We start from the raw sequence: 25,067 nt of genomic DNA on the forward strand, positions 1-25,067 counted from the left end.
TCCCGTGGGATTGTCGGGGCCCTCCGGCGAGCCGTCAAGACCCCCGCGAAATGGTCCCGATCGACTGCGACTGGTACCCGCCCGCCGCCACGGCGTCGGCGACGAGGTGGCGAACGGGCCGTGGCGCGGCCGGCAGCAGGGTGGTCAGGTCGGTGTCGGTGGCCTGGAGCAGGCCGGCGTTGACGTTGGAGAAGAGGGAGAGCGCGTGCGTGATCTGGTACGGCTCCAGGCCGCTGTCGCGCAGCGCCTCGCGGGTCTCGGCGAGGGAGACCGGCCGGTAGGCGACCGTGCGCCCCAGCGCGCCGGTGAGCAGCTCGGCGATGTCCTCGCCGCCGATCGCGGTCACCCCCTCCAGCTCGTACGTCCGCCCCGCGTGGCGGCCGCGGCGCCCCGCCGCCAGGTCGCGAGCGGACTCGGCCGCCACCCGCACGGCGACGTCGGCGAGGTCCTGCTTGGCGACGACGGACACCCGGCCGGTGCCGAACGCGGCGGCGAAGACGCCGGTGGCGGCGGCCGACGCGGCGCCGGCCGCGGCCAGGCCGACGGGGACGTCCGCGTACAGGCCGTTGCGCAGGATGGTCACATCGAACGGGGCGGCGGCCAGCCGGGTTTCGGTCCAGCGGTGCGGAAGGGCGATGGTCATGAGCTCGCCGGAGCCGGCCAGGCTGGTGTAGATCACGTGCCGGACGCCCGCCGCCGCGGCGGCGGCCACCACGGCGCCGTGGCGGGCGAGCACCACGTCGTCCTCGGCGTAGCCGGCCGAGACGAACACCAGCACGCTCACCCCGGCGAGGCCCGTGGCGAGCGTGGTCGGGTCGTCGAAGTCGATCCGGCGGGCCGTGGTGCCGTCGCCGGCGCGGGTGCCGGCCACCACTGTCAGGTCGTCGAACGCGGTCAGGCCGTCGTGGATCAGGCCGCCGAGTGCGCCGGAAACGCCGGTCACGAGAATCATCGGGAACACTCCGTGTGTTGAAGCCGAGAAGAGTCGGGTCCACATTTCCGCCCGCGGCGGCGGTCCGTAAGGAGGCACTCTCGTGTCCGTCACGAACACGGCCGTAACTTCCCAGGTCAGCGCGCCCGTTCCCGTCGGGCCGTGTGGCGACGACGACTGCGGGATCCGCGATGTGCTGGACCGGCTCGGCGACCGGTGGACGGTGCTGGTGCTGGTGGAGCTGTCGAAGGGGGTGCGCCGGTTCCGTGAGTTGCAGCGGGCGATTCCCGGGATCTCGCAGCGGATGCTGACCCTGACCACCAAGCGCCTGTGGCGGGACGGCCTGGTCGAGCGGACCGCGTACCCGACGATCCCGCCGCAGGTGGACTACCGGCTCACGCCGGTGGGCCGCAGCCTGGCCGACACGGTCTTCGGCCTGGCGGACTGGTCCCGCGACCACCGGGAGGCCATCGCCGCGGCCCGCGCCCGGTGGGACGCCGAGCACGCCGCGCGCGGCGAAGACGGCGAACGCGGCGGCTCCGCGTAACACGGCGGCGGCAGCCGTAACATCGCGGCCGCGTTCGCGGTGCGGGGCGTGCCGCTGCGGACCACCGTGCCGCACGAGCCGGCGGTGGGCGAGCACTCGCCGCCGGCGCGGCACGCGGCGGTCGCGGCCGTTGCCCGGCACTGCGGCGTGTCCCGGGCGACGGTGCCGGGCGGCCGGCACGCGGCGCACCTGGAGAACCCGGCCGAATTCGCCGCGTTGATTCGCCGCCACCCTTTCTGAAAATTTTCCGGCGACCGGCTGCCCAGCAGGTCGCCCCGGGGATGGGCGAACTCCCGCCCCCCGGCCGGGAAATCCGCCGGTAACGGAGTATTGACCTGCGCCGGGCACGCTCCTTAACTTCTTCCGGAACCATTCCGAGAATTATCGCCACCTCTTACTCCGGGCGGAGAATGATCATGCCGAGCCGCCGTGCGTTCCTCAGTCTGCTTCCCCTGACCGTCGCCGCGACCACCGTGCCCACAATCGCCGCAACTCCCGCCGCGGCCACGGAGAGACGGGGCATCTTCATCTCTCCCTCCTGGCAGCCGGGCAGCCTGCCCCTCGTCGCGGGCGGCAGAGCCGCGCCCATCGTGGTCAGCGGCGACGACTACCCCGGCGTCATCCGCGCCGCGGGCGACCTCCAGGCCGACATCGAACGCGTCACCGGCGTCGACCCCCTTCTCTCCCAGGACGAGGCGCCCGACGGCCACGAGGACATCGTCATCGTCGGGACCATCGGCAGAAGCCCGCTCATCGACCGGCTGATCCGGGCCGGCAAGCTCGACGTCAACGGCATCCGGGGCAAGTGGGAGACCACCCGCGAGCAGGTCGTCGCCAACCCTCTGCCCGGCGTCCGCCGCGCCTTCGTCATCGCCGGCAGCGACCAGCGCGGCACCATCTTCGGCATCTACGAGACGTCCAAGCAGATGGGCGTCTCCCCCTGGTACTGGTGGGACGACGTGCCCGCCCGGCAGCACGCCGAGCTCTACGTCCTGCCCGGCCGCCACACCCAGGGCACCCCGGCCGTGAAGTACCGCGGCTTCTTCATCAACGACGAGAACCCGGCGCTGGGCGACTGGGCCCCGGCCTTCTTCGGCCCCGGCCACGCCCCCGGCTTCCCCAACGGCTTCAACAGCGAGTTCTTCGCGAAGGTCTTCGAGGTCATGCTCCGCCTCAAGGCCAACTACCTGTGGCCCGCCGTCTGGGGCCGCGCCTTCGCCGAGGACGACCCGCGAAACCACGCCACCGCCACCGAGTACGGCGTGGTCATGGGCACTTCGCATGAGGCGCCCATGATGCGCGGCATCGAGGAGTGGAACCGGCACGCGCGGCCCGCCGTGCGCGACGGCGACGGAAACATCGTCACGCCCGGCAGCGACCCCTACGGCGGCACCGGTGAGTGGAGCTTCCGCCGTAACCGGGAGGCCGTCGAGCAGTACTGGGCCGACGGCATCCGGCGCATGGTGGAGGAGAACTTTGAGGGCGTGGTCACCCTCGGCATGCGCGGCAACGGCGATGTCAGCCTGCCCGACGGCGACGGCATCGAGCTGATGGAGTCGATCCTGGCCCGCCAGCGCGAGATCCTGCAGGAGGTGGCCGTCGGGGACATCACCGAGATCCCGCAGGTGCAGACCCTCTACAAGGAGGTCCAGCGGTACTGGGACCAGGGCCTGCGGCCCCCGGACGACGTCACCGTCATCTTCTGCGACGACAACTGGGGCAACATGCGCAAGGTCCCCGACCAGCGCCTGGAGGAGCGCACCGGCGGGTACGGCCTGTACTACCACTTCGACTACGTGGGCGGCGGCCGGAACTACAAGTGGGTCGACACCATCAACCTGGCGTCCACCTGGGAGCAGTTGAACCTCTCCTACCAGTACGGCATCGACCGGCTGTGGGTCGTCAACGTCGGCGACATGAAGGCCGAGGAGATGCCGCTCCAGTTCTTCCTCGACTACGCCTGGGACCCCGAGCGCTGGACCATCGACCGGCTCGGCGAGTGGGAACGGCGTTACGCCGAGCAGAACTTCGGCCCGGCCCACGCCGAGGCCATCGCCGAGGTCCTGCACGCCTACGGCGTCCTCCAGGCCCGCCGCAAGCCGGAGCTGCTCAACCGCCGCATCACCCTCGACCCCGCGAAGGACCCGGCCACCGACTCCTCGGCCGTGGTCTACGACGACAAGGCCACCCCGTTCAGCATCAACCACTACCGGGAGCTGGACCGCGTCACCGACGAGTGGGAGCAACTGGACGCCGAGGCTCAGCGGATCGGCGAGGAACTGGACCCGGCCTGCCACGACGCGTACTACCAACTGGTCCAGTACCAGGTGGAGGCGACCGCCAACCTCTACGCGCTCCGGCAGGCCGAGTTCACCAGCCTGCACTACGCCGCGCAGGGCCGCGCCGAGGCCAACCGGCTGGCGGACACCACCGACGCGCGGTTCGCCGACGACCAGGCGATGTCCGACTACTACAACAACACGCTGTCCGACGGGAAATGGCACGGCTTCCAGTCGCAGCCGAAGATCGGCTACGGCGATGTCGAACGGTACGGCCCCGACGCGCCCTGGCAGCAGCCGCAGACGCCCAACCATGTCGCCCTGCCCGACGCCGTGTTCCCCCCGGTGCGCCGCGTGGAGCTGGCCGAGGGGCCGGAGATGGGCGTGGGCATCGACGGCTCCGACCTGTGGTGGCCCAACGCGGAGGAGCCGGCCGAACTCCCGGTGTTCAGCCCGTATCAGAGCCAGCCCGAGCAGTACATCGAGGTGTTCAACCGGGGTTCGGCCCCGTTCGAGTACCGGATCGAGCCGGCCGAGTCCTGGGTGACGGTCACCAACCCCACCGGCACCGTGGAGACCCAGGTCCGCTCGATCGTCCGCGTGGACTTCGCCGCCGCGCCGCGCGGCCGCACCACCGTCCCGATCACCGTCACCGGGCCGGAGGGGGCGAGCGTCGAGGTGCGCGCCGTGGTGGACAATCCGGACGTGCCGCGCCGCCGGCTGGCCGGGTTCATCGAGGCCAACGGCTATGTGTCGATGGAGGCCGCGCACTACTCGCGCGCCGTCAACACCTCCGGAGTGCGCTGGACGGTGCTCCCCGACCTCGGCCGCACGGGCGACGGCGTCACCCCGTTCCCCGTCACCGTTCCCCGCCAGACCCCGGGCGGGCGCTCACCACGCCTGGAGTTCGAGGTGACGCTCTTCACCACCGGGCCGGTCGAGGTGCTGGCGTATCTGTCGCCCCGGAACAACGTGCTGCCCACCGACGGCCTGACCTACGCCGTCTCGTTCGACGACGAGACGCCGCAGACCGTGAACGTCACCGCCGTCACCGGCGCCAACGACACGACGATGAACAAGCAGTGGGAGCGCAACACCTCCAACAACACCAATCTCACCGTCACTTCGCACACGATCACCGCACCCGGCCGCCACCTGCTCAAGTTCTGGATGGTCGATCCGACCGTGGTCCTCCAGAAGCTGGTGGTGGACACCGGCGGGCTGAAGCCCAGCTACCTGGGCCCGCCCGAAAGCATGCGCGCCCACGACTAGGGCCGGTATCGAGTTCCCGGTCGGATCAGCCCGCGGCGTCAGACGCGGTGCCCCCCCAGGCCCTTGGGGGCCTGGGAGGTACCCCCAGCAAGGCACCGGATCGCAGCTCATACCCGGCCGTATTCGCGCGATTCGGCTGGGGGCACCTCCCAGACGGAGTCTGGGGGAGCGGCGAGGTGCCGTGACTGGCGTCGCGGGCCCGGGCGGGAACTCGATACAGGCCCTAGCGGCGGGCGAAAGCTCCCTCCTCCCCCGGGCTGCCCTTCGCCCCGGGGAGGAGGGTTCCAGCCGGGGCCGGTCGGCCTCCGCTACGTCAGATCGGCGAGGAGGTCGTCGAGGGCCTTCTTGAGGGCTTCGGAGTTGGCCGGGTCGAACCAGGTGGTCCGGATGCGCTCGTTGCTGCCGTTCGGGGTCTCGTGGTCGGCCGCGAGCTGGCGCAGGGAGCGGGTCTCGTCACTCAGGGAGCGGCCGACGCCCTGGAAGAGGCCGCGGACATAGCGGTCCGCGTCGTCCGGGGCGATGCCCTGGCCGGCGGCCCACGACGTGATCGTGGCGAGATACCAGTAGTGGGCGGTCAGCGTCCCCGTCAGCGCGGAGAAGACGTTGAAGGCCGCCTCGTCCGCGACGGGGAGCACCCCGCCCAGCCGCTCGAAGAAGGAGTTCACCTCCGGGTGCGCCGGGTGAACCACCGTGACGCAGCGGCGTTCGCGTATGGCCGGCAGCGGGATGGCCCGGACGAGCGGGGCGTCGGTGGCGAGCGTCCGGCGCAGGTCGTCGTTGCCGACGCCCGCCATCACGTTCACCACCACCTTGTCGCCGGCCACCCTCACACCGGCCAGCGCGTCGTGCCGGTCCTGGCGGCGTACCGCCACGATCACCAGCTCGGAGCGGTCCACCACCTCCTGATTGTCGGCGCACACCCGCACGCCCTCGTAACGCGCGGACAGCTCCGCGGCGGTGCGGGCTCCCCGGGGTGAGAGGAACACCTCCGGCGATATGCCGCCTCCGTGCCGCAGGCCCAGCACGATGGCCCGGCCGATCTCGCCCACGCCGATGATGCCGATGCGCTTCACTGTGTCTTCCTTCGTCATCGGAGTGCTTTCCTTTCGAGGCCGTGCCGTGCCCACGAGGTGCGGCGCCGGGCGCGAGGCGGCCGTCCTCATGCCGGTCAGGGCTGCCGTTCGTCCGCCAGCGCGCGGTAGGTGCTGATCTTCCGGCGTATGTGGGCCTGGCGCTCGCGCAGTCCGGCGATCTCCCGCTCGATCCGCTCGTCGTGCTCCTCCAGCAGCGCCAGCCGCTGGGGGACGGTGTCCGAGCCGTCCCGGGTCAGCTCGGTGAAGCGGACCATCTCGGCGATGGGCATGCCGGTGTCCCGCAGGCAGCGCAGCATCCGCAGCCACTGGAGATCCGTCTCGCTGTACCGGCGGCGCCCGCCGGCGGTCCGGTCGATGCAGTACACCAGCCCGATCCGCTCGTAGTACCGGAGCGTGTCCAGGCTGAAACCCGTCTCTTCCGCGGTCTGGCTCGGCGTGTAGAAGCGCACGCCACCGAGGATCGCACGCCGCTTCAGGAAACGGTCAGGGCCGCCAGGTCGACGGCGTCGGCCATGGCCCGCATGCCGGCGTCGTTGGGGTGCAGCCCGTCCCCCGAGTCATACGCCGGGCGCAGGGTGTCCGGGCGGGCGGGGTCGCGCGTGGCCCGGTCGAAGTCGATGACCGCGTCGAACTCGCCGCCGGTGCGGATCCAGTCGTTCACGGCGGTGCGGATCGCGTTCTGTCCGGCGCTGTGGTTGCCGTTGGGCAGGAGCGTGCCGCCGATGATCCGCACCCCGGCGTCGTGGGCGCGGCCGATCAGGGTCCGGTAGCCGTCGATGAGGTCCCGGGGCGCCAGCGGCAGTCCCTCGGCGTTCACCCCGGCCGTGATGTCGTTGATCCCCTCCAGCACGATCACCGTCGCCACGCCGGGCTGGCCGAGCGCGTCGTGGCTGAAGCGCTCCAGGGCCGGCCGGCCGCTGGTCTCGTCCCGCTCGCTGAGCATGCGGTTGGCGAAGATGCCCGCGTTCACCACGCCCAGGCGCTGGCCGCCGGGCTCGGCCGCCAGCCGGTCGGCGAGCAGGTCGGGCCAGCGCCGGTTGGTGCCCGGGGTGGAGAGCGTGCCGTCGGTGATCGAGTCGCCGAACGCCACCAGGGTGCCCGTGGTGGCGGCGGTCGCGGGCACGACGCTCAGGCCGGCCAGGTAGTACCAGGAGCCGGTGGTCGCCGTGTAGTCACCGGCCCCGGCGTCGGCCGTGTGGTCGCCGGAGCCGGGCGGCGTCAGATAGGTCGTCTCGTAGGCGTGCCGGTGCTGGGTCGAGGGGCCGGTCGCGTCCGGCAGATGGATGCTCACCAGGAGGTCCCGCCCGCGCTCGACGCGGATCGGCACCGGGTCGCTGAGCAGTTCGCCCCCCGCGCGGATCGTCGTCGAGGGCGCGTCGGCGAACGTCACGGCGCGGTGGCTGCCGGGCACGGCCGCGCCGCCGGAGGCGCGCAGCGCCACCGCGAGGGCCCCGACGCGCAGGTCCGCGCTGCCCCGGAGGTTGGACACCCGCAGCCGGGGCCGGGTGCCGGCGACGGAGGGGTGGACCACCATGCGGATGGTCTGGTCGGTGAACGCGGGTCCGCCGGGCACCATGCCCGGTCCGAACGCGCCGGCCTCGGGCCGGTGCGCCGGGGCCGCCGCGGCGGGGGCGGGCTGTGCGCCCAGCAGCAGGCCGCCGAGGAGGGCGGCGGGGAGGGCGGCGGGGAGCAGGGCGCCAAGGAGTCTGCGCAGAAAGGTGTTGTGGGTCACGTACGGTCCAACGACCGTACGCCGCTTGGGACATGGCGCCCGGGCCGGTCACCGGGCGCCGGCGACGGCTGGTGCCCCGGCCGCCCGTCGGCGACGATCGTGGCATGGAAGCCTTCGCCCTGGACCGGACACGCCTGCTCGACGGCCCGTTCCTGCGCGCCCAAGACGCGTGCGTCGCCTACCTGTCGGAGCTGGACCCGGACCGGCTGCTGGCGCCGTTCCGGCGGGAGGCCGGGCTGCCGCCGGTGGCGAAAAGCTATGGCAACTGGGAGAGCGGCGGGCTGGACGGCCACATCGGCGGGCACTACCTGTCGGCCGCCTCGCTGCTGTACGCGGCGACCGGGCGCCCGGAGTTGAAGGACCGCGCGGCGTATGTGGTCGAGCGGCTCGCCGAGTGCCAGGACGCGCTGGGCACCGGGTATCTGGGCGGGGTGCCGCGCGGGGCCGAGCTGTGGGACCGGCTGGCCGCCGGCGAGGTCACGGCGAGCGGCTTCGCGCTGGACGACCGCTGGGTGCCGCTCTACAACCTGCACAAGACCTTCGCCGGGCTGCTGGACACGCACCGGTACACCGGCGACGAGCGGGCGCTGCGGATGGCCGTCCGGTTCGCCGACTGGTGGCTGGGCCTGGCCGCCGGGCTGTCGGACGACGGCTTCGAGGAGATCCTGGCGACGGAGTTCGGCGGGATGAACGAGTCGTTCGCCGAGCTCGCCGCGCGCACCGGGCGCGCCGACCACCTCGCGATGGCGCGCCGGTTCTCCCACCGCGCGCTGCTGGACCCGGCGCTGGCGGGCCGCGACGCGCTCGACGGCCTGCACGCCAACACCCAGATCCCCAAGGCCGTCGGCTGGCAGCGGACGGCGGAGGTGGCCGGCGACCCCGAACTGGCGCGCGCCGCCGCGTTCTTCTTCGAGCGCGTCGCCGGTCACCGCAGCGTCAGTGTCGGCGGCAACAGCGTGGGCGAGCACTTCCACTCCGCCACCGACTACACGCGCGTCATCGAGGACCGCGAGGGCCCGGAGACCTGCAACACCGCCAACATGCTGAAGCTGGCCCGCATGCTGTTCCTCGCCGCGCCCCGGCCGGAGCTGATCGACTTCTACGAACGCGCCACGTTCAACCACGTGCTGTCCAGCGTCCACCCCGACCGGCCCGGCTTCGTCTACTTCACGCCGATGCGCCCGGCGCACTACCGGGTCTACTCCAGCCCTCAGCACTGCTTCTGGTGCTGCGTGGGCACCGGCCTGGAGAACCACGCCCGGTACGGCGAGCTGATCTACACCCACGACGGCGACGACCTGGCCGTCCACCTCTACCTGCCGTCCACCCTCGACTGGCCCGAGCGCGGCCTCACCCTCACCCAGCGCGCCGGCTTCCCGGACGGCCGGGAGATCTCCCTCGACCTCGGACTCACCACCGGCCCACGCGAGTTCACCCTGCGGCTGCGCCGGCCCGCCTGGGCTGCGGCGATGACCGTCGCCGTCAACGGCTCCCCCGTCCCCGCCGAGCCAGGGCCGGACGGCCGGGTGCCCGTCACCCGGCGCTGGGCGGACGGCGACCGGGTGACCGTCGAACTGGCGGCGGCCACGGTCGCCGAGCCGCTGCCGGACGGCTCGCCCTGGGTGTCCTTCCGCCACGGCCCGGCCGTGCTGGCCGCCCGCGCCGGGACCCATGGGCTGGACGGCCTGGTAGCCGACGACAGCCGGATGGGCCATGTCGCGGCCGGTCCGCTGCACGCCCTGGCCGGCGTGCCGGTGGTGACGGCCGATCCCCCGGCATCCGCGCTGAAGCCGCTGGACGCCGAGGCGGGCACGTTCCTCCTGGACACGGACACCGAGCCGGTCGTCCTGGAGCCGTTCGCCGGCATCCACGACGCGCGGTACACCGTCTACTGGTCCACGGCGACGCCCGAGACGCTTCAGCGCCGCCGCGCGGAGCTGCGCCGCGCCGACGAGACCGGGCTGCGGCTGGACGAGCGGACCGCGGACAAGGTCGCCGCCGGTGAGCAACAGCCCGAGACGGAACACGACTTCGACGGCGCGGACACCCGGGCGGGTGCCACCGGCGACCGGCGCTGCCGCAGCGCGACCGGCTGGTTCGGATACACGCTGCGCGACGCCTCGGGCGAGGCGGCCGAGCTCTCGCTCACCTGCGTGGGCACCGGCGACCGGCGCGCCTGCCAGATAACGGTCAACGGCCATCCGCTCGCGGCGGTCGACGGATCCGGCGCGCCGGAGGGCACGTTCTACGAGCTGAGCCGCCCGCTCACCGACGCGATGCGCGCCGCCGCGGCGGCGGACGGGCGCTTCGAGGTGCGCCTCACCGCGGCGCCCGGCTCGGCGACGCCCGAGGTGCACCTGGTGCGGCTCCTGCGGCGCTGACCGGCGCCCGTTCCCCCGTCCGGGGACGGCCCGCCCGTGAACGCGCCGCCCGTTCGCGTGGCGGGCGGGGCGGAGAACGCCGGGCGGGCGCGGCCCGGCGGGTCACGCCCGGGCCGGCCGGGGGGATGATGGCGTCATGGCAAGGATCGAGCGGCGCCGCGTGGTACGGATCAGGGACGGGCGGGTCAGCGAGCGCGCGGACGCGCTGGTCGGCGAGGAGCCGCAGGAGATCCGGGTGAACGGCCACCCCGTCACGGTCACGATGCGCACGCCGGGCGACGACTTCGCGCTGGCGCTGGGCTTCCTGGTCGGCGAGGGCGTGCTGACGCGGGCCGAGGAGGTGGCCGGCGTGGCGTACTGCGCCGGGGCCACCAGCGACGGCGGCAACACCTACAACGTGGTCGACGTCCGGCTGGCCGAGGGCGTGCCGCTGCCGGACATCACGCTGGAGCGGCTGGAGCGCAACGTCTACACCACCTCCTCGTGCGGGCTGTGCGGCAAGGCGAGCCTGGACGCGGTGCGCACCACGGCCCGCTGGCCGCTGCCGCTGGCGGGCGGGCCGCGGCTGCGGCCGGAGGTGCTGGCCGCGCTGCCGGACCGGCTGCGCGAGGCGCAGCGGGTGTTCGCGCGCACCGGCGGGCTGCACGCGGCGGCGCTGTTCACCGGGGAGGGCGAGCTGCTGGACGTGCGGGAGGACGTGGGGCGGCACAACGCGGTGGACAAGGTGGTGGGCCGGGCGCTGACGCGCGGGCGGCTGCCGCTGGCCGGGACGGTGCTGATGGTCTCGGGCCGGGCGTCGTTCGAGCTGGTGCAGAAGGCGGTGATGGCGGGCATCCCGGTCCTCGCCGCCGTGTCCGCGCCCTCGGCGCTGGCCGTGGACCTGGCCGGTGAGTCGGGGCTGACGCTGGTCGGCTTCCTGCGAGGGACGTCGATGAACGTCTACGCGGGAGCCGAGCGGCTGGCCTTGCCGGGCGCGGCCGGGGCGCCGGACGCGCCGTCGGTGTCGCCGTCGATCCCGGGGTCGCGCGACCAGCGTCTGGCCAGATAGGCGCAGACGATGAGCTGGGTCTGGTGGTACATCATCAGCGGCAGCACCACGAGCGCGGCCTGGTCCTGGAAGAGGACGCTGGCCATGGGAAGCCCGGAGGCCAGCGACTTCTTGGACCCGGCGAACACGATGACGACGCGGTCGTCGCGGCCGAAGCCCAGCCGGCGCGCGGCAAAGCCGGTGAGCAGCAGCATGGCGGCCAGCAGCACGGCCTCCACCCCGAAGAGGGCGACCAGCCGGCGCCAGCTCACCTCGTTCCAGACGCCCTGGTTCATGCCCTCGCTGAACGCGGCGTAGACGACGATGAGGATCGAGCCGCGGTCCACCACGGACAGCGCGGCGCGGTGGCGTTTGACGAACGCGCCGATCCAGCGGCGCAGCGCCTGGCCGAGCAGGAACGGCAGCAGCAGTTGGCCGCCGATGGCCAGCAGCGAGTCGGCGGAGAAGCCGCCGGTGCCGCCGATCAGCGCGGCGGCGAACAGCGGGGTGAGGAACACGCCCAGCACGCTGGAGAACGAGCCGGCGGCGATGGCGGCCGGGACGTTGCCCCGGGCGATGGAGGTGAAGGCTATCGAGGCCTGGACGGTGGAGGGCACCAGGCACAGGAAGAGCAGGCCGTCGTAGAGGTCGTCGGCGACGAGCCAGGGCACCAGGCCGCGGGCGCCCAGTCCGAAAAGCGGGAAGACCGCGAACGTGCAGGCGAGGACGGTCAGATGGAGCCGCCAGTGGCGCAGCCCGTCCAGCGCCTCGCGGGTGGACAGCCGCGCGCCGTGGAGGAAGAACAGCAGCCCGATGAAGCCGGTGGCGGCGCCGTCCACCGTGTCGGCGGCCGAGCCGGAGGCCGGCAGCAGGGCGGCCAGCCCGACCGTGCAGAGCAGCAGCACGATATAGGGGTCCAGCACCCGGGCCAGCCTGCGCACAGCGGACATCCTCTCCCCCGAATCCCCCAAGGGTGCCGGGGCCCCGGGCGTGCGCCCGGCGAGCCGATCATGGACGATGGAAACCAGACAACGTCCGATCATTCCATGGCCGTAATCCGCTCAGACAAGGACTGATTCGCCAGTGAGCAGCGTTCCCACCGTGACCCTCAACAACGGCGTGCAGATGCCTCAGCTCGGCTTCGGCGTCTGGCAGGTGCCCGACGCCGACGCGGAGATCGCCGTCGGCCGGGCTCTGGCCGAGGGATACCGCAGTATCGACACCGCCGCGATCTACGGGAACGAGGAGGGCACCGGCCGGGCCCTGGCGACGTCCGGGCTGCCGCGCGAGGAGCTGTTCATCACCACGAAGCTGTGGAACAGCTCCGCCGAGACCTGGACGCGGGACGCGGTGCTGCGGGAGTTCGACACCTCCCTGGCCCGCCTCGGCCTGGACTACCTCGACCTCTACCTGGTCCACTGGCCGCGCCCCATGCGGGACGACTACCTCACGATCCTGCGCACGTTCGACGAGCTTCACCGCACCGGCCGCGCCCGGGCCATCGGCGTCTCCAACTTCAAGCCCGAGCACCTGCGGCGGGCCGTCGAGGAGACCGGGGTCGTTCCCTCCGTCAACCAGATCGAGCTGCACCCCTATCTCCAGCAGAGCGAGTGCCGGGCCCTGCACGCCGAACTGGGCATCGCCACCGAGGCGTACTCGCCGCTGGGCCAGGGCAAGGGCCTGCTGGACGACGCGGCGCTGGCCGGCCTCTCGCGCAAGCACGGCCGCAGCCCCGCGCAGGTGGTGCTCCGCTGGCACCTCCAGCTCGGCATCATCGCGATCCCGAAGTCCGTGACGCCCTCGCGGATCAAGGAGAACATCGACGTGTTCGACTTCGAGCTGGACGACGAGGACATGGCGGCCATCGCCGCCCTCGACTCCGGCACCCGGTTCGGCGCCGACCCGGACACCTTCGACTGGAGCTGAGCCCGGCCGGCCGGCGGATGTCAGCGTTTCGTTCTTTTCCAGACCTGTCGCGGCGCGCCCTTGGTGGAGTCGAATGGCGGAGTGAGCGGTAGGAGTGGGCAACGCGCGCTGGGCGCGCTCGGCGGGCTGGTGGCCGGGGCGGCCGGACTGGCCGCCGGGGAACTGGCCTCGGCGGCGGTGCGGCGGGAGGCGAGCCCGGTCACGGCGGTGGGCGACGCGGCGATCGAGCTGGCCCCGGTGGGGCTGACCGACTGGGCGATCGACGTCTTCGGGACCAACGACAAGCTGGCGCTGGAGATCGGCATCGTGGCGGTGCTCGGGCTGTGCGCCGCCGTCCTGGGCGCGCTGGCGCCGCGGTTCCGGCTCATCGGCCCGGCGGGTGCCGCGCTGTTCGGCCTGGTCGGCGTCGCGGCGGCGGTGACGCGGCCGGACGCGGGAGGGGGCGACGCCTGGCCCTCGGTGCTGGCGGCGGTCGCCGCCGGCGCGGTGCTGTGGGTGCTGGCCGGCCGGCTCGCCGAATCGCCGGACGGCGCGGCCGGGGACGGCGACGGCTTCGACCGGCGCGGCTTCCTGACGGCGCTCGGCGCTGCCGCGGCGGCGTCGGCCGGCGCCGGGCTGTGGGGCCGCGCCCTGCACTCCGCCGACTCCGCCGAGGCCGCCGCCTCCCGCGCCGCGCTGACCATTCCGGCGCCGGACGTCCCGGCCGCGCCGGTCCCGCCCGCCGCCGAGCTCGACGTGCCGGGGCTGGGCCCGTTCCTCACGCCGAACAGGCTCTTCTACCGCATCGACACCGCGCTGCGCGTCCCTCGCGTGGACGCCACCCGGTGGCGACTGCGGGTCTCCGGCCGGGGCGTGCCGCGCCCGGTGACCATGACGCTGGACCAACTGCTGCGGCGGGAGCTGGTCGAACGCGACATCACGCTGACCTGTGTGTCCAACCCGGTCGGCGGCACACTGATCGGCAACGCCCGCTGGATCGGCGTCCAACTGGCCGACGTGCTGCGCGAGGCCGGCGTCCGCCCGCCCTCGGAGGGCGGGCCGGCGGACCAGTTGGTGGCCCGTTCCGTGGACGGGATGACGCTGGGCAGCCCGCTGGAGACGGTCATGGACGGCCGGGACGCGCTGCTCGCGGTCGGCATGAACGGCGAACCGCTCCCGTTCGAACACGGCTTCCCCGTGCGGATGGTGGTGCCCGGCCTGTACGGCTATGTGTCGGCGTGCAAATGGCTGCAAGGGCTGGAGCTGACCACGTTCGACGACTTCGACGCCTACTGGGTGGACCGCGGCTGGGCCGAACAGGGGCCGATCAAGACCCAGTCCCGCATCGACACCCCGCGCCCCTCGTCGCCGCCGGTGGCCGGCCGCGTGCCGGTGGCGGGCGTCGCGTGGGCCCAGCACACCGGCATCGAACGGGTCGAGGTACGGGTGGACGACGGGCCCTGGCAGGAGGCGGAGCTCGCCGCCGAGGACACGGCCGACACCTGGCGGCAGTGGCGGTGGGACTGGACGGCCGAGCCGGGCGAGCACCGGCTCCAGGTACGGGCCACCGACCGCGCGGGCCGCACCCAGACGGAAACGACCACCGGCACGGCCCCCGACGGCGCCACCGGCTGGCACACCGTCACCCTTGAGGTGCGGGAGGGCTAGGGAGGCTCAGCTCGCGCCGTGGGCGGGCGCGACTTCGTCGATGCGGCGCGCCAGTTGGACGTCGAGCTCGGTGACCTTGCCGCCCACGCTGTGGGTGTGCACGGCGATGCCGAGCCGGTCGTAGGTCACCGTCAGGTCCGCGTGGTGGTTCAGCTCCTCCTGGATGGTGGCGACGTGCACCAGCAGGGAGACGGCCGCCAGATGGCTGCTCAGGCCATAGCTGCGCACCAGGCGGCCGGCCTGAAACGTCCAGCCGGGCAGCCCGCTCAGGGACTCGGCGATCTCCACCTCGGTCAACGGCTGCGGGGCCATTCGGTGCTCCCTTCCCGCGAAATGCGCGGTCCTGCTCATGGCGTGGGGTGTGTCCCACCCTAGGGGGCGGCCGGCGCGGGCGCGCCCGCGCGTTGGGCCGGCTGGGCCATCGCCTCCCGCTGCCAGCGGCGCAGTTCCTCGTGCACGGCCTCGGCGCCGGCCAGCTCGCCGGCCGGGGCGGACAGCGCCAGCGGCGACATCAGGAACGCCCGCGTCTGCTCCCCGCCGAGGCCGCCGTGGCAGCCGATCTGGTCCTCGAACGCGTGCACCGCGCCGGTGCGGGGGTCCACCGACGAGTTGACCATGATGTCGGCGGCGTGCGGGAAGCCGGCCGCGCGCCGGACGGCCGCCGCCGCGCCGGGGCCGAACGGGGTCAGCGGGTCGTGGCCGGTGATCTCGCCGGTGGCGAGCCGGTGTTCCGCGCCGCCGGCGCCCAGCACGACCGGGCCGTGCCGCTCGTCGTCCACCAGCAGGAAGCCGATGCCGGGGTGCTCGGCCAGGGTGCGCAGCAGCGCGGGGTAGCGCCGTTCGATGGCCTGCCGGGAGGCCCGGCCCGGCAGGTCCGGGAAGGAGACCAGGCCCAGGTTGCCCGAGCCGAGGACAACGGGCGCGGTCCGCCCGCCCGGTCCGCCGCCCGCGGCGCCCTCGCCGTTCGCCGCGCCCGGCGGCTCCGGCGGCCGCTCGGGGCGGTGCAGGGCGACGCGCGCCGCGCCGCGCGCCTCCGCGCCGGTCTCGGGGCGGCGCGGCTGCCGGGGCACCGGGCGCCCGCAGCCGATGCGGACCAGCTCCTCCAGCGAGTGGCCGTAGGCCGCCGCGAACGGCTCGCCCTGGCTCTGCCCGTGGTCGGACAGCAGCACCAGGTGGTAGGGGCGGGGCGCGTGGTGGGTGGCGCGCGCGATCAGGTCGACGCACCGGTCGAGGCGGGCCAGCACCTGCCGGGTGTCGCGGCCGCGCGGCCCGGAGTGGTGGGCGACCTCGTCGTAGGCGACCAGATCGGCGTAGACGGAGGTGCGGCCGGTGAGCACGTCGCCGATGACGGCGGCGGTGACCACGTCGCGCTGCACGACCGTCGCGAACGCCCGGATCAGCGGGTAGAGCCCGCCGCGGCTGACGCGGGGCCGCTCCCCGGCGAGCCGGGCGCGCAGCGCCTGGCCCACCTCGCGGACCAGCTCGGCGAGGAACGACGCGGCGGTGCGGGCGGCGTTGGCCGGGTCGGCGAAGTACGCGAAGTACCCGGCGCGGGACCGCTGTCCGGGGCGGCGGCGGGCGGCGACGGACAGGACGAGCGCGGCCTGCCCGGCGCCGCCGGTGAACAGGTTCCCCCGGCTGGCGCCGTCGTGGGCCAGCAGCCCGGGGACGCCGCTGCGGGCCACGGCGCGGCGCTGGAGCTCGGCCGCGCTGGAGGGCCGGTTGCTGACGATGACCTCGCCGGTCTCCTTCTCGTACCAGCGGAACGCGGGCACGTCCTCGTTGCTGCCGTGCAGGATCGCGAGCTGCGCGGCGCCGGTCTGGCTGGACCAGTCGGTGTGCCAGAGCGTCAGCCGGTGGCTGGTGCCGCACAGGGCGGCGACCGCCGGCATCACCGGCCGGTCGCCGTCGATGGCCTCGCACAGCACGTCGTAGCCGATGCCGTCGAGCTGGAGGAAGACGATGCCCGGGGTCACCGAGTGCCGGGCGGGGGCGGAGGCGCGCCGGCCGGCCAGCCGCCGCAGCCGGCGGGACTGCGCGCCGGGGTCCCGGGTGGCGAGGAACGTGCTGGTGGCGGAGGCGGTCACGGACATCACGGCGGCGACCACGACGGCCGTGCCGGGGCCGGCCGTGCCGCGGCCGTCGGGGGTGGCGCTCAGGGCGAGCCACAGCAGCGACCCGTTGAGCAGGAAGACCAGCGAGCCCAGGGCGAGCGCGGGCACGAGCAGCAGGGCGCGGACCAGCCAGGGCCACACCAGGGCGTTGAGCAGGCTGAAGCAGCCGGCGCCGAGGGCCGCGGTCACCCCGACGCGGGTGAAGCTGTCGCCGTCGGCGGACTGGAGCCGGAAGTCGGGCAGCACCAGCGCCAGCAGCACCATGGTGAGCGTGCCGACCGCCCATACGGCCAGCACGCGCAGCAGGGCCGCGCCCCCGTTCCGCCATGCCGTCACCCGTACCGACCTGCCCTTCCGTCCGGTGTGCAATTCTCCACAACGCGCCGCCTGGCATGCTGGTGGGAGCCGGCGGCGTCCGGTGGCGTCACGGAAACGTGTGCAGGGGCGGAAGGAGTTCTCCGTGCCGGTGGACATCACCTGGTGGGGGCATGCGACGGCGTCGGTCGTGGACTCGGGCACCACGGTGCTCACCGATCCGCTGTTCACCCACCGGTGTGCCCATCTGTGGCGGCGGCGCGGCTCGGTGCCCCCGGTGACGGCGCACCGCGCGGACGTGGTGCTCGTTTCGCATCTGCACGCCGATCATCTGCATCTCCGCTCCCTGGCCCGGCTGGCGGCCGGCACGCCGCTGGTGGCCCCGCGCGGTGCCCTGCGGGCGGTGCGGGGCTTGCGGAGGCTGGCCGCACGGCTGGAGGTGTGCGAGGTTACGCCGGGCGACAAGGTTCCCGTGGGCGGACTGACGATCCGCGCCGTGCCGGCGGCGCACGACGGGCGGCGGCTGCCGTTCGGGCCGCGCCGGGTGTCCGCGCTGGGCTTTGTGGTGGATGGCGAGGCGCGGACGTACTACGCGGGGGACACGGATTTGTTCGACGCGATGGCGCGCGAGACGGGGCCGGTGGACATGGCGCTGCTGCCGGTGGGCGGCTGGGGGCCGGGGCTGGGGCACGGCCATCTGAACGCGGAGCGGGCGGCGGAGGCGCTGGCCCGGCTGCGGCCGCGCGACGCCGTGCCGATCCACTACGGCACTTTCTGGCCGCTGGGCATGGCGGGCGTGCGGCCGCATGAATTCCACTCCCCCGGCGACGAGTTCGTGCGGCACGCGGCGCGGCTGGCCCCGGCGGTCACCGTGCACCGGCTGGCGCACGGCGAGCGCGTGCGGCTGGCGGTGGCCGGATGACGACGGCGGGCGCGGAGTGCGCGCTGGCCGCCGGGCGGGCGGTGTCACCGGACGCGACGCAGCAGGCGATCGGCTATCCGTCGCTGTTCCTGCTGGTGCTGCTGGGCGCGCTGGTGCCGGTGGTGCCGACGGGCGCGCTGGTCAGCTCGGCGGCGGCGGTCGCGTTCCACCACCGGGACGCGGCGGTGTCCTCGCTGCTGGTCTTCGCCGTGGCGGCGACCGCGGCGTTCCTGGGCGACGCGGTGCTGTACTGGCTGGGCTGGCGGGGCGTCCGGTCGCGCAACGGGTCGCGCTGGCTGGACCGGATGCGCGCCCAGGTCGCGCCCGAGCCGCTGGAACGCGCCCGCGACCGGCTCGCACGCCGGGGCGCGGCCGTGCTGCTGGTCTCCCGGCTGCTGCCGGCCGGCCGCATCCCGGCGATGCTGGCGTGCCTGCTGGCGCGGATGCCGCTGCACGTCTACCTCCGGGGGAACTTCCCGGCGGTGCTGGGCTGGGCCGCGACGTACCAGTTGCTGGGGATGCTGGGCGGCGCGCTGTTCCCGCACCCGTGGCAGGGCGTGGCCGCGGCCGTGGCCCTCACGCTGCTGATCACCGCGGTCCCGATGGCCTGGCGCCGGCTGCGCCAGCCGCCGCCGCACGGCCCGGCGGCGGAGCCCAACTCCGGGTAGCCGAGCGCGTTGGCGGATGGCTGCCCCGCGCCCGTCAGGAGCCGGCGGCCGGCTCCTCGCGGGCGCGCAGGATGTCGGGGGTGCGGGCCACGATGACGTCGATCATCGCCTGGAGCGGGGCCGTCACCTCGTGGCCGAGCGGGGTCAGGGCGTAGCTGACGCGGACGGGGACGACGGGCTCCACCTCGCGTGCGACCAGGCCGTCGCCGGTCAGCAGGCGGAGGTTCTGCGAGAGCATCTTCTCGCTGATGCCGCCGATGCGGTCGCGGAGCTGGTAGAAGCGCTGGGGGCCGTCTCGCAGGGCGACCAGGATCAGCACCCCCCAGCGGCTCGTGACATGGTCGAGCACGGTCCGGGCCGGGCAGTCGCCCTCGAAAACATCCAGCCGCTCGCGCTCCACCTGCGATCCTCCGTTCACGCCCGGAGCTTACCAAAAGGTATGCCCTTACCAATCGTTAGTCGCATGCCCTACGGTGTGCCCATGAGTGAGATCACCGTGGAGATCTGGTCCGACCTCGTCTGCCCCTGGTGCTACATCGGCAAGCGCCGCCTGACGGCGGCCCTCGACGGCCTTGGGGAGGCGGCCTCCGGGGTTCAAGTGGTCTGGCGCAGCTACCAGTTGGACCCGGACGCGCCGACCGCCGGCGACCTGACGCTGCCGGAGTACATCAGCCGCCGGCAGGGCGTCGCCCCGGAGCGGGTGGCCGAGATGCTCGCGTCGGTCAGCGAGACGGCCGCCGGGGAGGGGCTGGAGTACCAGTTGGCGCGGGCCCGCCCGGTGAACACCTTCGACGCGCACCGCCTGGTCCACCACGCCGCCGAGGAGGGGCTGGCGGCGGAGGTCACCGAGCGGCTGATGGCCGCCTACACGGCGGAGGGCGTCTCGCTGGCCGACCACGATGCCCTGGCCGGCCTCGCGGCCGAGGCCGGGCTCGACGGGGACCGGGCGCGGGAGACGCTGGCCGGCGACGACCACGCGGCGGCGGTGCGGTCGGACGCCGGCACGGCGCGGCGGCTGAGGCTCACCGGGGTGCCGTCGTTCGTCCTCGGCCGCCGGTACGCGGTGGTCGGCGCCCAGCCGGCCGCGGTGCTGCGCGACGCGCTGACCCGGGCCCGGCAGGAGGCTCTGGCGGAGTCCTGATCGCCGCTGCGCCGGTCTGCGGGCGACTGGCCGCGGACCGACCGCGGCGGCGCGGTGGTCAGTAGGCATGTGAGAACCCTGGTCGGGAGATCTGGCCTGGTCGGATGATCGTGGTGGGATCGGGGTGGAGCGGGGAGGCGGTGCTGCCGGGAGTGCGGTGATCCGTTGCCGGCGTCGAAAACGGCGGAGGCGGTGTTCAGTTCGAGCCGGCACAGGTCACGGCGGTGACGGCTGTTGCACGCCGCCCGGCAGCGAGGGCGTCGCGGGATGGCGTTACGGAAACGCCATAGCCGAACGGCTCGTTGGCCCCAGGGATCTCGGAGGCCGTGCACAGGGTGTCTGGCGCGCTGGTGCGGCGCTGCGTCCGCCGGTCCCCCGGGCCGGTGTCCGACCCGGGCCGTCTCGCCAGTCCTCGTCCTCATCGACATCGTTTCGAGGGGCGGCGGCCTGGGGCCGCTCCCCGAGCCCCCGACACCGCTGTCGGGCTCTCCGGGTCCCGCTCGGCCGCCGCGGCGACCTGTCCGCGGCCTCGCGGTCCATCGGCGTCTCGCGGGTGAAACCAACGGATGGTTTCGTTTCGTCTACCAGGTGAGCGGACGCGATCGGCGCCGCGACACCTGTTCGACGCCACTGGTGCCGCCGACCGTACTTCTACACCTGGCACGACAAGGCCAACGGAGGTAGGGCATGGAGCGCGGGGGGCTGATCGCGGGCCGTTACGAGCTGCTCAAGCGGCTGGGTAGGGGCGGCATGGGTGAAGTGTGGGCCGCTCGGGACCGCACTCTTCACCGTGACGTCGCACTCAAGCTGCTCGACCTCGACGGGGGCGTCCACCCGGAGCTGCCCCAGCGGTTTGAGCGTGAGGCGGTTGCCGCCGCTCAGATCAACCATCCCAACGTGGTTGCCCTCCACGACCGGGGAATGCACGAGAGCATGCTGTTCTTGGTCATGGAGAAGGTCGAGGGGGTGACGCTCAGCGAATACGCCCGTGCCGAGAATCCCATATCCATGGCGCGCGTCCTGGACATCGCCAGCGGGATCTGTTCAGCGCTGATGGCCGCCCATGAGGCCCATATCATCCACTACGACATCAAGCCGAGTAACGTGATGCTCACCTCGGACGGCCAAGTGAAGGTCGTGGACTTCGGGATTGCGGGGTTCATCCAGGCATCGTTCTCCGTCGCACGCTCATCCCAGCTCGCTCCGGCCGGAACCGTGGAGTACGGCGCGCCGGAACAGTTCCTTGCCGAGCGAGGTGACGAACGCTCGGATCTGTATGCCCTCGGCGGCGTGCTTTTTACTCTGCTCGCCAACCGACCCCCCTTCACCGGCCACAACGGTATCGCGCTCATGCGGCGCAAGCTGGACGAAGAGGCGCCCCATCTCGATTCCCTTCGTCCCGATCTGCCGCCAGCGGTGACCGCCCTGGTTGCCGAACTCCTGCAACGCCGTCCAGACCGGCGTCCCCAGTCGGCGCGGCGGGTCCATGAACGCCTTCAGGAGCTGCGGGCGGACCTTGCCCCGGAGAAGGATGGCGCCTCGGGCTTACGGACCACGGCGGCAGAGTCGTCTGGACCGAGCATCCCCGCGATCGACGGTACCCGGCAACCATCCGAACTCCCGGGCAGTTCGTTCACCATCTCGTGGACGGGAGAGGATCGCCTTTCCACCTACTTCGATACTCGGCCGCGACGTGTCCGGGCCGTCTCGATGACGATTGCGGTGACGGTACTCCTGGCGGGCTTCTTCATCACGCTGGCACTGGACCCCAACGAACCGTTTACGTCTGCGGAGGATGGCGAAGCCGACGCGTGGTCAGCATGGTCCATTCTGTTCGCCTGCACCGCAGGGTTCACGCTCCTACTCCTTCTCGTCTTCCTCCCGATGAGTTATCCGGCCGCAAAAACCGCCTGGTCTTTGCAGGTCGGGCCGCGCGGAATCAGGACCACCAGCGGCTTCGACAGGCGCGAATATCCGTGGGACATCGTACGGGCGTTCGCCATTGGAGAGGGTGGCAACAGTAAAAGCTTCCTGTGGTCCGCCGCGCTCCACATCAAGTTCACAGGCGCCGAGCACCCGGCCGACTCCCATCCGGCAGGGTGGCCGCTCCCGCACCGACCCGAGGCATTCAACGACATGGTCCCTGTCTGTGTTCTCGGACCGATGACGGACCAGCAGCGGACCGCACTGAGAGAAGCCCTTGCTCGATACGGTCAGGGCAAGGACGACGCCGACGTCTGGGGCGCATGACCGTCCGACAGGCACTCGCTCTCACTGGCAGGTGTACAGCGGCGCCAGCCACCGTTCGGCCGATGGCGGCCCGGTCTCCCAACCGCGTCATGTCAGCACTCGGCCAGTGTCTGCTCCAGCGCCGCCTTCTCCGCCTCGTCCACCCACAGACACCTGCCGGGCTCTCCGGCCCCTCTCCGCCTCCTCGCGCTCCCGGCCGCCGGACACCTCTGCGCGGGCAGCACTTCGTGCGTGATCGTCTCCGAGTCCGTCCTGCGGTAGCACTCATGCCGGTACCCCCGACGGAAGTCGAGGGAACGGCGAACGGTCGCCCGGGGAGGTGCCCCCAGGGCCCCCATCGATCCGAAGGCAGGCGCTGGGACAACTCACTCGAATGGCGCACACCGGTCGCCCGGGGGACGATGGCTGCGGAGGATTGTGCTGACCGATCCGAGGAGGGAAGTCATGACCACCGCCGCCGACATCATGAACCCGGGCGCCCAGTGGATCTCCGATACGGAGACGCTCGACCGGGCCGCGCAGGTCATGCGCGAGCTCGACGTCGGGGCGCTCCCCGTCAGCGACGCCAACGAACGTCTCTGCGGGATCATCACCGACCGCGACATCGTCGTCGCATGTGTCGCCACGGGCCGGGATCCGGCGCAGACGACCGCCGGTGACCTGTGCAAGGGCACGCCGCGCTGGATCAGCACGGTGGCACCCGTCGAGGACGTGCTCCAGGAGATGGAGAGCCACCAGATTCGCCGGCTGCCGGTGATCGACGAGAACAAGCGCCTGGTCGGGATGATCAGCGAGGCCGATCTCGCGCACCATCTCACCGACGACCAACTGGCCCAGTTCGTCGAACGGGTCTACGCGTAGCGGGCCCGCCCAGACTTCGGCCGATGCCCCGGGAAATCCCGGGGCATCGGCCTTCCCACGCCGATTGACGTCTTCGGCGGCTGCCTCTACAACTCATTCTGAGAGCGCTCTCATTCAGGTACCCCCACCGACACGGAAGGCGCTTTCGCATGGCCGCACGACTCACCGCGCGGACCGGGCCGGCCGCGATCCTGGCCCTCGCCGCGCTGTTAGGCGCCCTGCTGACCTCTCCGGCCCGGGGCGCCGTCCCGCCCGCGCCGGGCTGGGATCTGCAGTGGAGCGACGACTTCACCGGCGCCGCCGGCTCCCCGCCGTCCGCCGCCAACTGGCAGATCGACCTCGGGCACGGCTATCCGGGCGGCCCCGCCAACTGGGGCACCGGCGAGATCCAGACCTACACCGACTCGCCCGCCAACCTCGGCCTCGACGGCGGCGGCAACCTGCGCATCACGCCGCAGCGCGACGCCGCCGGCAACTGGACCTCCGCCCGCATCGAGACCCGCCGCGCCGACTTCAAGGCCCCGGCCGGCGGCGTGCTGCGGATCGAGAGCCGCATCCAGATGCCCAACGTCACGGGCGAGGCCGCCCTCGGCTACTGGCCCGCGTTCTGGGCCCTGGGCTCCCCCTACCGCGGCAACTACTGGAACTGGCCGGGCATCGGCGAGTTCGACGTGATGGAGAACGTCAACGGCATCAACTCCGTGTGGGGCGTGCTGCACTGCGGCGTCAGCCCCGGCGGCCCCTGCGACGAGAACAACGGCATCGGCGCCAGCCGCGCCTGCCCCGGCGCCACCTGCCAGTCAGCCTTCCACACCTACCGGTTCGAGTGGGACCGCTCGGTGAGCCCCAACCAGCTTCGCTGGTACGTGGACGACCAGCTCTTCCACACGGTCGCCGAGAACCGCGTCGACGCGACCACCTGGGCCAACATGACCGGCCACGCCGGCTACTTCCTGCTGCTCAACGTGGCGATGGGCGGCGCGTTCCCCAACGGCGTCGCGGGGCACGCCACGCCCACCGCCGCCACCGTGCCCGGCCGCTCCATGCTGGTCGACTACGTCGCGATCTGGACCCGCGGCGGCGGCAGCACCGAGCCGCCCGGCGAGTCCGCCACGCTGTACCTGCGCGAGGGCGGCGGGCTCGGCACGGCCGGCGGCTCGGCGACCACCGTCACCGTGGCCTCGGCCGGCGGCGCCAACCACGACGGCACCCCGTACCAGCCGCAGACGTATCTGGCCTCGGGCGTCACCGGCGCGTACAACGGCGGCTCGACCGCGTTCGACCTCTTCGTGGACGCCGGCGGCACCGTCGCCTGCGGCCAGCAGCTCCGGGTGTCCTACGACCGCACCGGGGACGGCACCTGGGACCGGGTGGAGACGTACCACTACTTCGCCACCGACCCGTTGCCCGGCTACGAGCACTACACCGAGGGCCGCGGCCTGGCCTCGGCCACCGGTACGCACGGCGACCTGTCCGGCGGCCGGGTCCGGGTCGAGGTGTGGAGCGCCATCGGCAACGGCCCCAGCACTCTGGGCACCGGTAACCAATCGTCGATCCGCATCCCCTACGACGTCGGCTGACGCGCCCCACCCGGGCCGCCGCCCGGCCCCGGCGCCCCGGCCGCGGGCTCCCACCAGGCGAGAAACGCCGATCGCCCGCATCCTGGAGACATGACTTCCAGTACGAGAAGCAGGCGAGGCACCGCCTTCTGGACCCCCGGCCGGGTCGCCCTGGCGGCGCTCGGCGTCCTCACTCTGATCTTCATCTTCGGGAACACCCGGCGGACGGAGATCAGGCTGCTGATCCCCGAGGTGGCGATGCCGCTGTGGCTGGCGTTGTTCGCCACGGCGGTCATCGGTGGCCTGTGCGGTTTCTACTTCGGCCGCCGGAGATAACGCCCCGAACGGGCCCTGTTGTTCACCCGCGCGCCGCCGTGTTCCATGGTCAGCACGCCGCTGCC

General features: G+C 73.0%; 22 protein-coding genes. 14 read left to right on the forward strand and 8 right to left on the reverse strand.

Annotation, left to right across the window (positions count from 1 at the left end; all coding sequences use genetic code 11):
- Positions 1-34: 34 nt before the first annotated feature.
- Complete coding sequence (locus RM590_RS25675) at positions 35-952, reverse strand: Rossmann-fold NAD(P)-binding domain-containing protein (RefSeq protein ID WP_311707085.1); 918 nt, start codon at positions 950-952, stop codon at positions 35-37.
- An 82-nt stretch (positions 953-1,034) separates the two neighbouring features.
- Here RM590_RS25675 and RM590_RS25680 point away from each other — a divergent pair, with 82 nt between their 5' ends.
- The 3 genes from RM590_RS25680 (at position 1,035) to RM590_RS25690 (ending at position 5,029) form a co-directional block, all read left to right on the forward strand.
- Positions 1,035-1,478 carry a winged helix-turn-helix transcriptional regulator gene (locus tag RM590_RS25680; protein ID WP_311707086.1) on the forward strand — a complete coding sequence of 148 codons (444 nt, stop codon included), beginning with the start codon at positions 1,035-1,037 and terminating at the stop codon, positions 1,476-1,478.
- 48 nt (positions 1,479-1,526) lie between these two features.
- Positions 1,527-1,718 (forward strand): hypothetical protein, encoded by a 192-nt coding sequence (locus tag RM590_RS25685; RefSeq protein ID WP_311707087.1) that lies wholly within the window; start codon positions 1,527-1,529, stop codon positions 1,716-1,718.
- A 176-nt stretch (positions 1,719-1,894) separates the two neighbouring features.
- The gene (locus RM590_RS25690; RefSeq protein WP_311707088.1) at positions 1,895-5,029 is read left to right on the forward strand and encodes a glycosyl hydrolase 115 family protein; all 3,135 of its coding nucleotides are present in this window, start codon (positions 1,895-1,897) and stop codon (positions 5,027-5,029) included.
- Positions 5,030-5,337: 308 nt separating this feature from the next.
- Here RM590_RS25690 and RM590_RS25695 read toward each other — a convergent pair whose 3' ends face one another.
- The 3 genes from RM590_RS25695 to RM590_RS25705 form a co-directional block, all read right to left on the reverse strand.
- Positions 5,338-6,120, reverse strand: coding sequence for an NAD(P)-binding domain-containing protein (locus tag RM590_RS25695; RefSeq protein WP_311707089.1), 783 nt, complete (start codon positions 6,118-6,120; stop codon positions 5,338-5,340).
- A gap of 77 nt (positions 6,121-6,197) precedes the next feature.
- Positions 6,198-6,572: a MerR family transcriptional regulator gene (locus RM590_RS25700; RefSeq protein WP_311707090.1), complete on the reverse strand. Its 375-nt coding sequence runs from the start codon at positions 6,570-6,572 to the stop codon at positions 6,198-6,200.
- 23 nt (positions 6,573-6,595) lie between these two features.
- A complete protein-coding gene (locus RM590_RS25705; protein WP_311707091.1) occupies positions 6,596-7,855 on the reverse strand; it encodes an SGNH/GDSL hydrolase family protein in 1,260 nt (419 codons plus the stop codon).
- Between the two features lie 104 nt (positions 7,856-7,959).
- Between RM590_RS25705 and RM590_RS25710 the strand changes: the two genes are divergently transcribed.
- Entirely contained in the window at positions 7,960-10,236 is a 2,277-nt protein-coding gene (locus RM590_RS25710) for a beta-L-arabinofuranosidase domain-containing protein (protein ID WP_311707092.1), read from the forward strand.
- A gap of 136 nt (positions 10,237-10,372) precedes the next feature.
- On the forward strand, positions 10,373-11,284 hold the full coding sequence (gene fdhD / locus RM590_RS25715) for a formate dehydrogenase accessory sulfurtransferase FdhD (protein WP_311707093.1): 912 nt from the start codon (positions 10,373-10,375) through the stop codon (positions 11,282-11,284).
- On the opposite strand, the gene RM590_RS25720 is transcribed toward fdhD, so the two are convergent.
- A complete protein-coding gene (locus tag RM590_RS25720; protein ID WP_311707094.1) occupies positions 11,176-12,213 on the reverse strand; it encodes a bile acid:sodium symporter family protein in 1,038 nt (345 codons plus the stop codon). The genes fdhD and RM590_RS25720 overlap by 109 nt on opposite strands.
- A 133-nt stretch (positions 12,214-12,346) precedes the next feature.
- Here RM590_RS25720 and RM590_RS25725 point away from each other — a divergent pair, with 133 nt between their 5' ends.
- Entirely contained in the window at positions 12,347-13,189 is an 843-nt protein-coding gene (locus RM590_RS25725) for an aldo/keto reductase (protein WP_311707095.1), read from the forward strand.
- Between the two features lie 81 nt (positions 13,190-13,270).
- Positions 13,271-14,836, forward strand: a complete 1,566-nt coding sequence (locus tag RM590_RS25730) for a molybdopterin-dependent oxidoreductase (protein ID WP_311707096.1) — start codon at positions 13,271-13,273, stop codon at positions 14,834-14,836.
- A 6-nt stretch (positions 14,837-14,842) separates the two neighbouring features.
- Here the strand turns inward: RM590_RS25730 and RM590_RS25735 are convergent, their stop codons facing one another.
- The gene (locus tag RM590_RS25735) at positions 14,843-15,148 is read right to left on the reverse strand and encodes a 4a-hydroxytetrahydrobiopterin dehydratase (protein WP_311707097.1); all 306 of its coding nucleotides are present in this window, start codon (positions 15,146-15,148) and stop codon (positions 14,843-14,845) included.
- Positions 15,149-15,207: 59 nt separating this feature from the next.
- Positions 15,208-17,286 carry a phage holin family protein gene (locus RM590_RS25740; protein ID WP_311707098.1) on the reverse strand — a complete coding sequence of 693 codons (2,079 nt, stop codon included), beginning with the start codon at positions 17,284-17,286 and terminating at the stop codon, positions 15,208-15,210.
- Between the two features lie 124 nt (positions 17,287-17,410).
- Here RM590_RS25740 and RM590_RS25745 point away from each other — a divergent pair, with 124 nt between their 5' ends.
- A complete protein-coding gene (locus RM590_RS25745) occupies positions 17,411-18,187 on the forward strand; it encodes an MBL fold metallo-hydrolase (protein ID WP_311707099.1) in 777 nt (258 codons plus the stop codon).
- Complete coding sequence (locus RM590_RS25750; RefSeq protein WP_311707100.1) at positions 18,184-18,855, forward strand: DedA family protein; 672 nt, start codon at positions 18,184-18,186, stop codon at positions 18,853-18,855. The genes RM590_RS25745 and RM590_RS25750 overlap by 4 nt, the downstream gene beginning before the upstream one ends.
- A 34-nt stretch (positions 18,856-18,889) precedes the next feature.
- On the opposite strand, the gene RM590_RS25755 is transcribed toward RM590_RS25750, so the two are convergent.
- On the reverse strand, positions 18,890-19,273 hold the full coding sequence (locus RM590_RS25755) for a winged helix-turn-helix transcriptional regulator (protein WP_311707101.1): 384 nt from the start codon (positions 19,271-19,273) through the stop codon (positions 18,890-18,892).
- 63 nt (positions 19,274-19,336) lie between these two features.
- Here RM590_RS25755 and RM590_RS25760 point away from each other — a divergent pair, with 63 nt between their 5' ends.
- The 5 genes from RM590_RS25760 to RM590_RS25780 all read left to right on the forward strand — a co-directional run bounded on the left by RM590_RS25760 (position 19,337) and on the right by RM590_RS25780 (position 25,002).
- Positions 19,337-19,996, forward strand: coding sequence for a DsbA family oxidoreductase (locus tag RM590_RS25760; RefSeq protein WP_311707102.1), 660 nt, complete (start codon positions 19,337-19,339; stop codon positions 19,994-19,996).
- Positions 19,997-20,683: 687 nt separating this feature from the next.
- Positions 20,684-22,246: a serine/threonine-protein kinase gene (locus RM590_RS25765; protein WP_311707103.1), complete on the forward strand. Its 1,563-nt coding sequence runs from the start codon at positions 20,684-20,686 to the stop codon at positions 22,244-22,246.
- Positions 22,247-22,690: 444 nt separating this feature from the next.
- The gene (locus tag RM590_RS25770) at positions 22,691-23,107 is read left to right on the forward strand and encodes a CBS domain-containing protein (protein ID WP_311707104.1); all 417 of its coding nucleotides are present in this window, start codon (positions 22,691-22,693) and stop codon (positions 23,105-23,107) included.
- A gap of 149 nt (positions 23,108-23,256) precedes the next feature.
- Complete coding sequence (locus RM590_RS25775; RefSeq protein ID WP_311707105.1) at positions 23,257-24,687, forward strand: glycoside hydrolase family 16 protein; 1,431 nt, start codon at positions 23,257-23,259, stop codon at positions 24,685-24,687.
- Between the two features lie 90 nt (positions 24,688-24,777).
- Positions 24,778-25,002, forward strand: coding sequence for a LapA family protein (locus tag RM590_RS25780; protein ID WP_311707106.1), 225 nt, complete (start codon positions 24,778-24,780; stop codon positions 25,000-25,002).
- The last annotated feature ends 65 nt before the right edge of the window (positions 25,003-25,067 follow it).

The sequence above is a fragment of the Streptomyces litchfieldiae genome (assembly GCF_031845365.1).
Taxonomy (GTDB): Bacteria; Actinomycetota; Actinomycetes; order Streptomycetales; family Streptomycetaceae; genus Streptomyces; species Streptomyces litchfieldiae.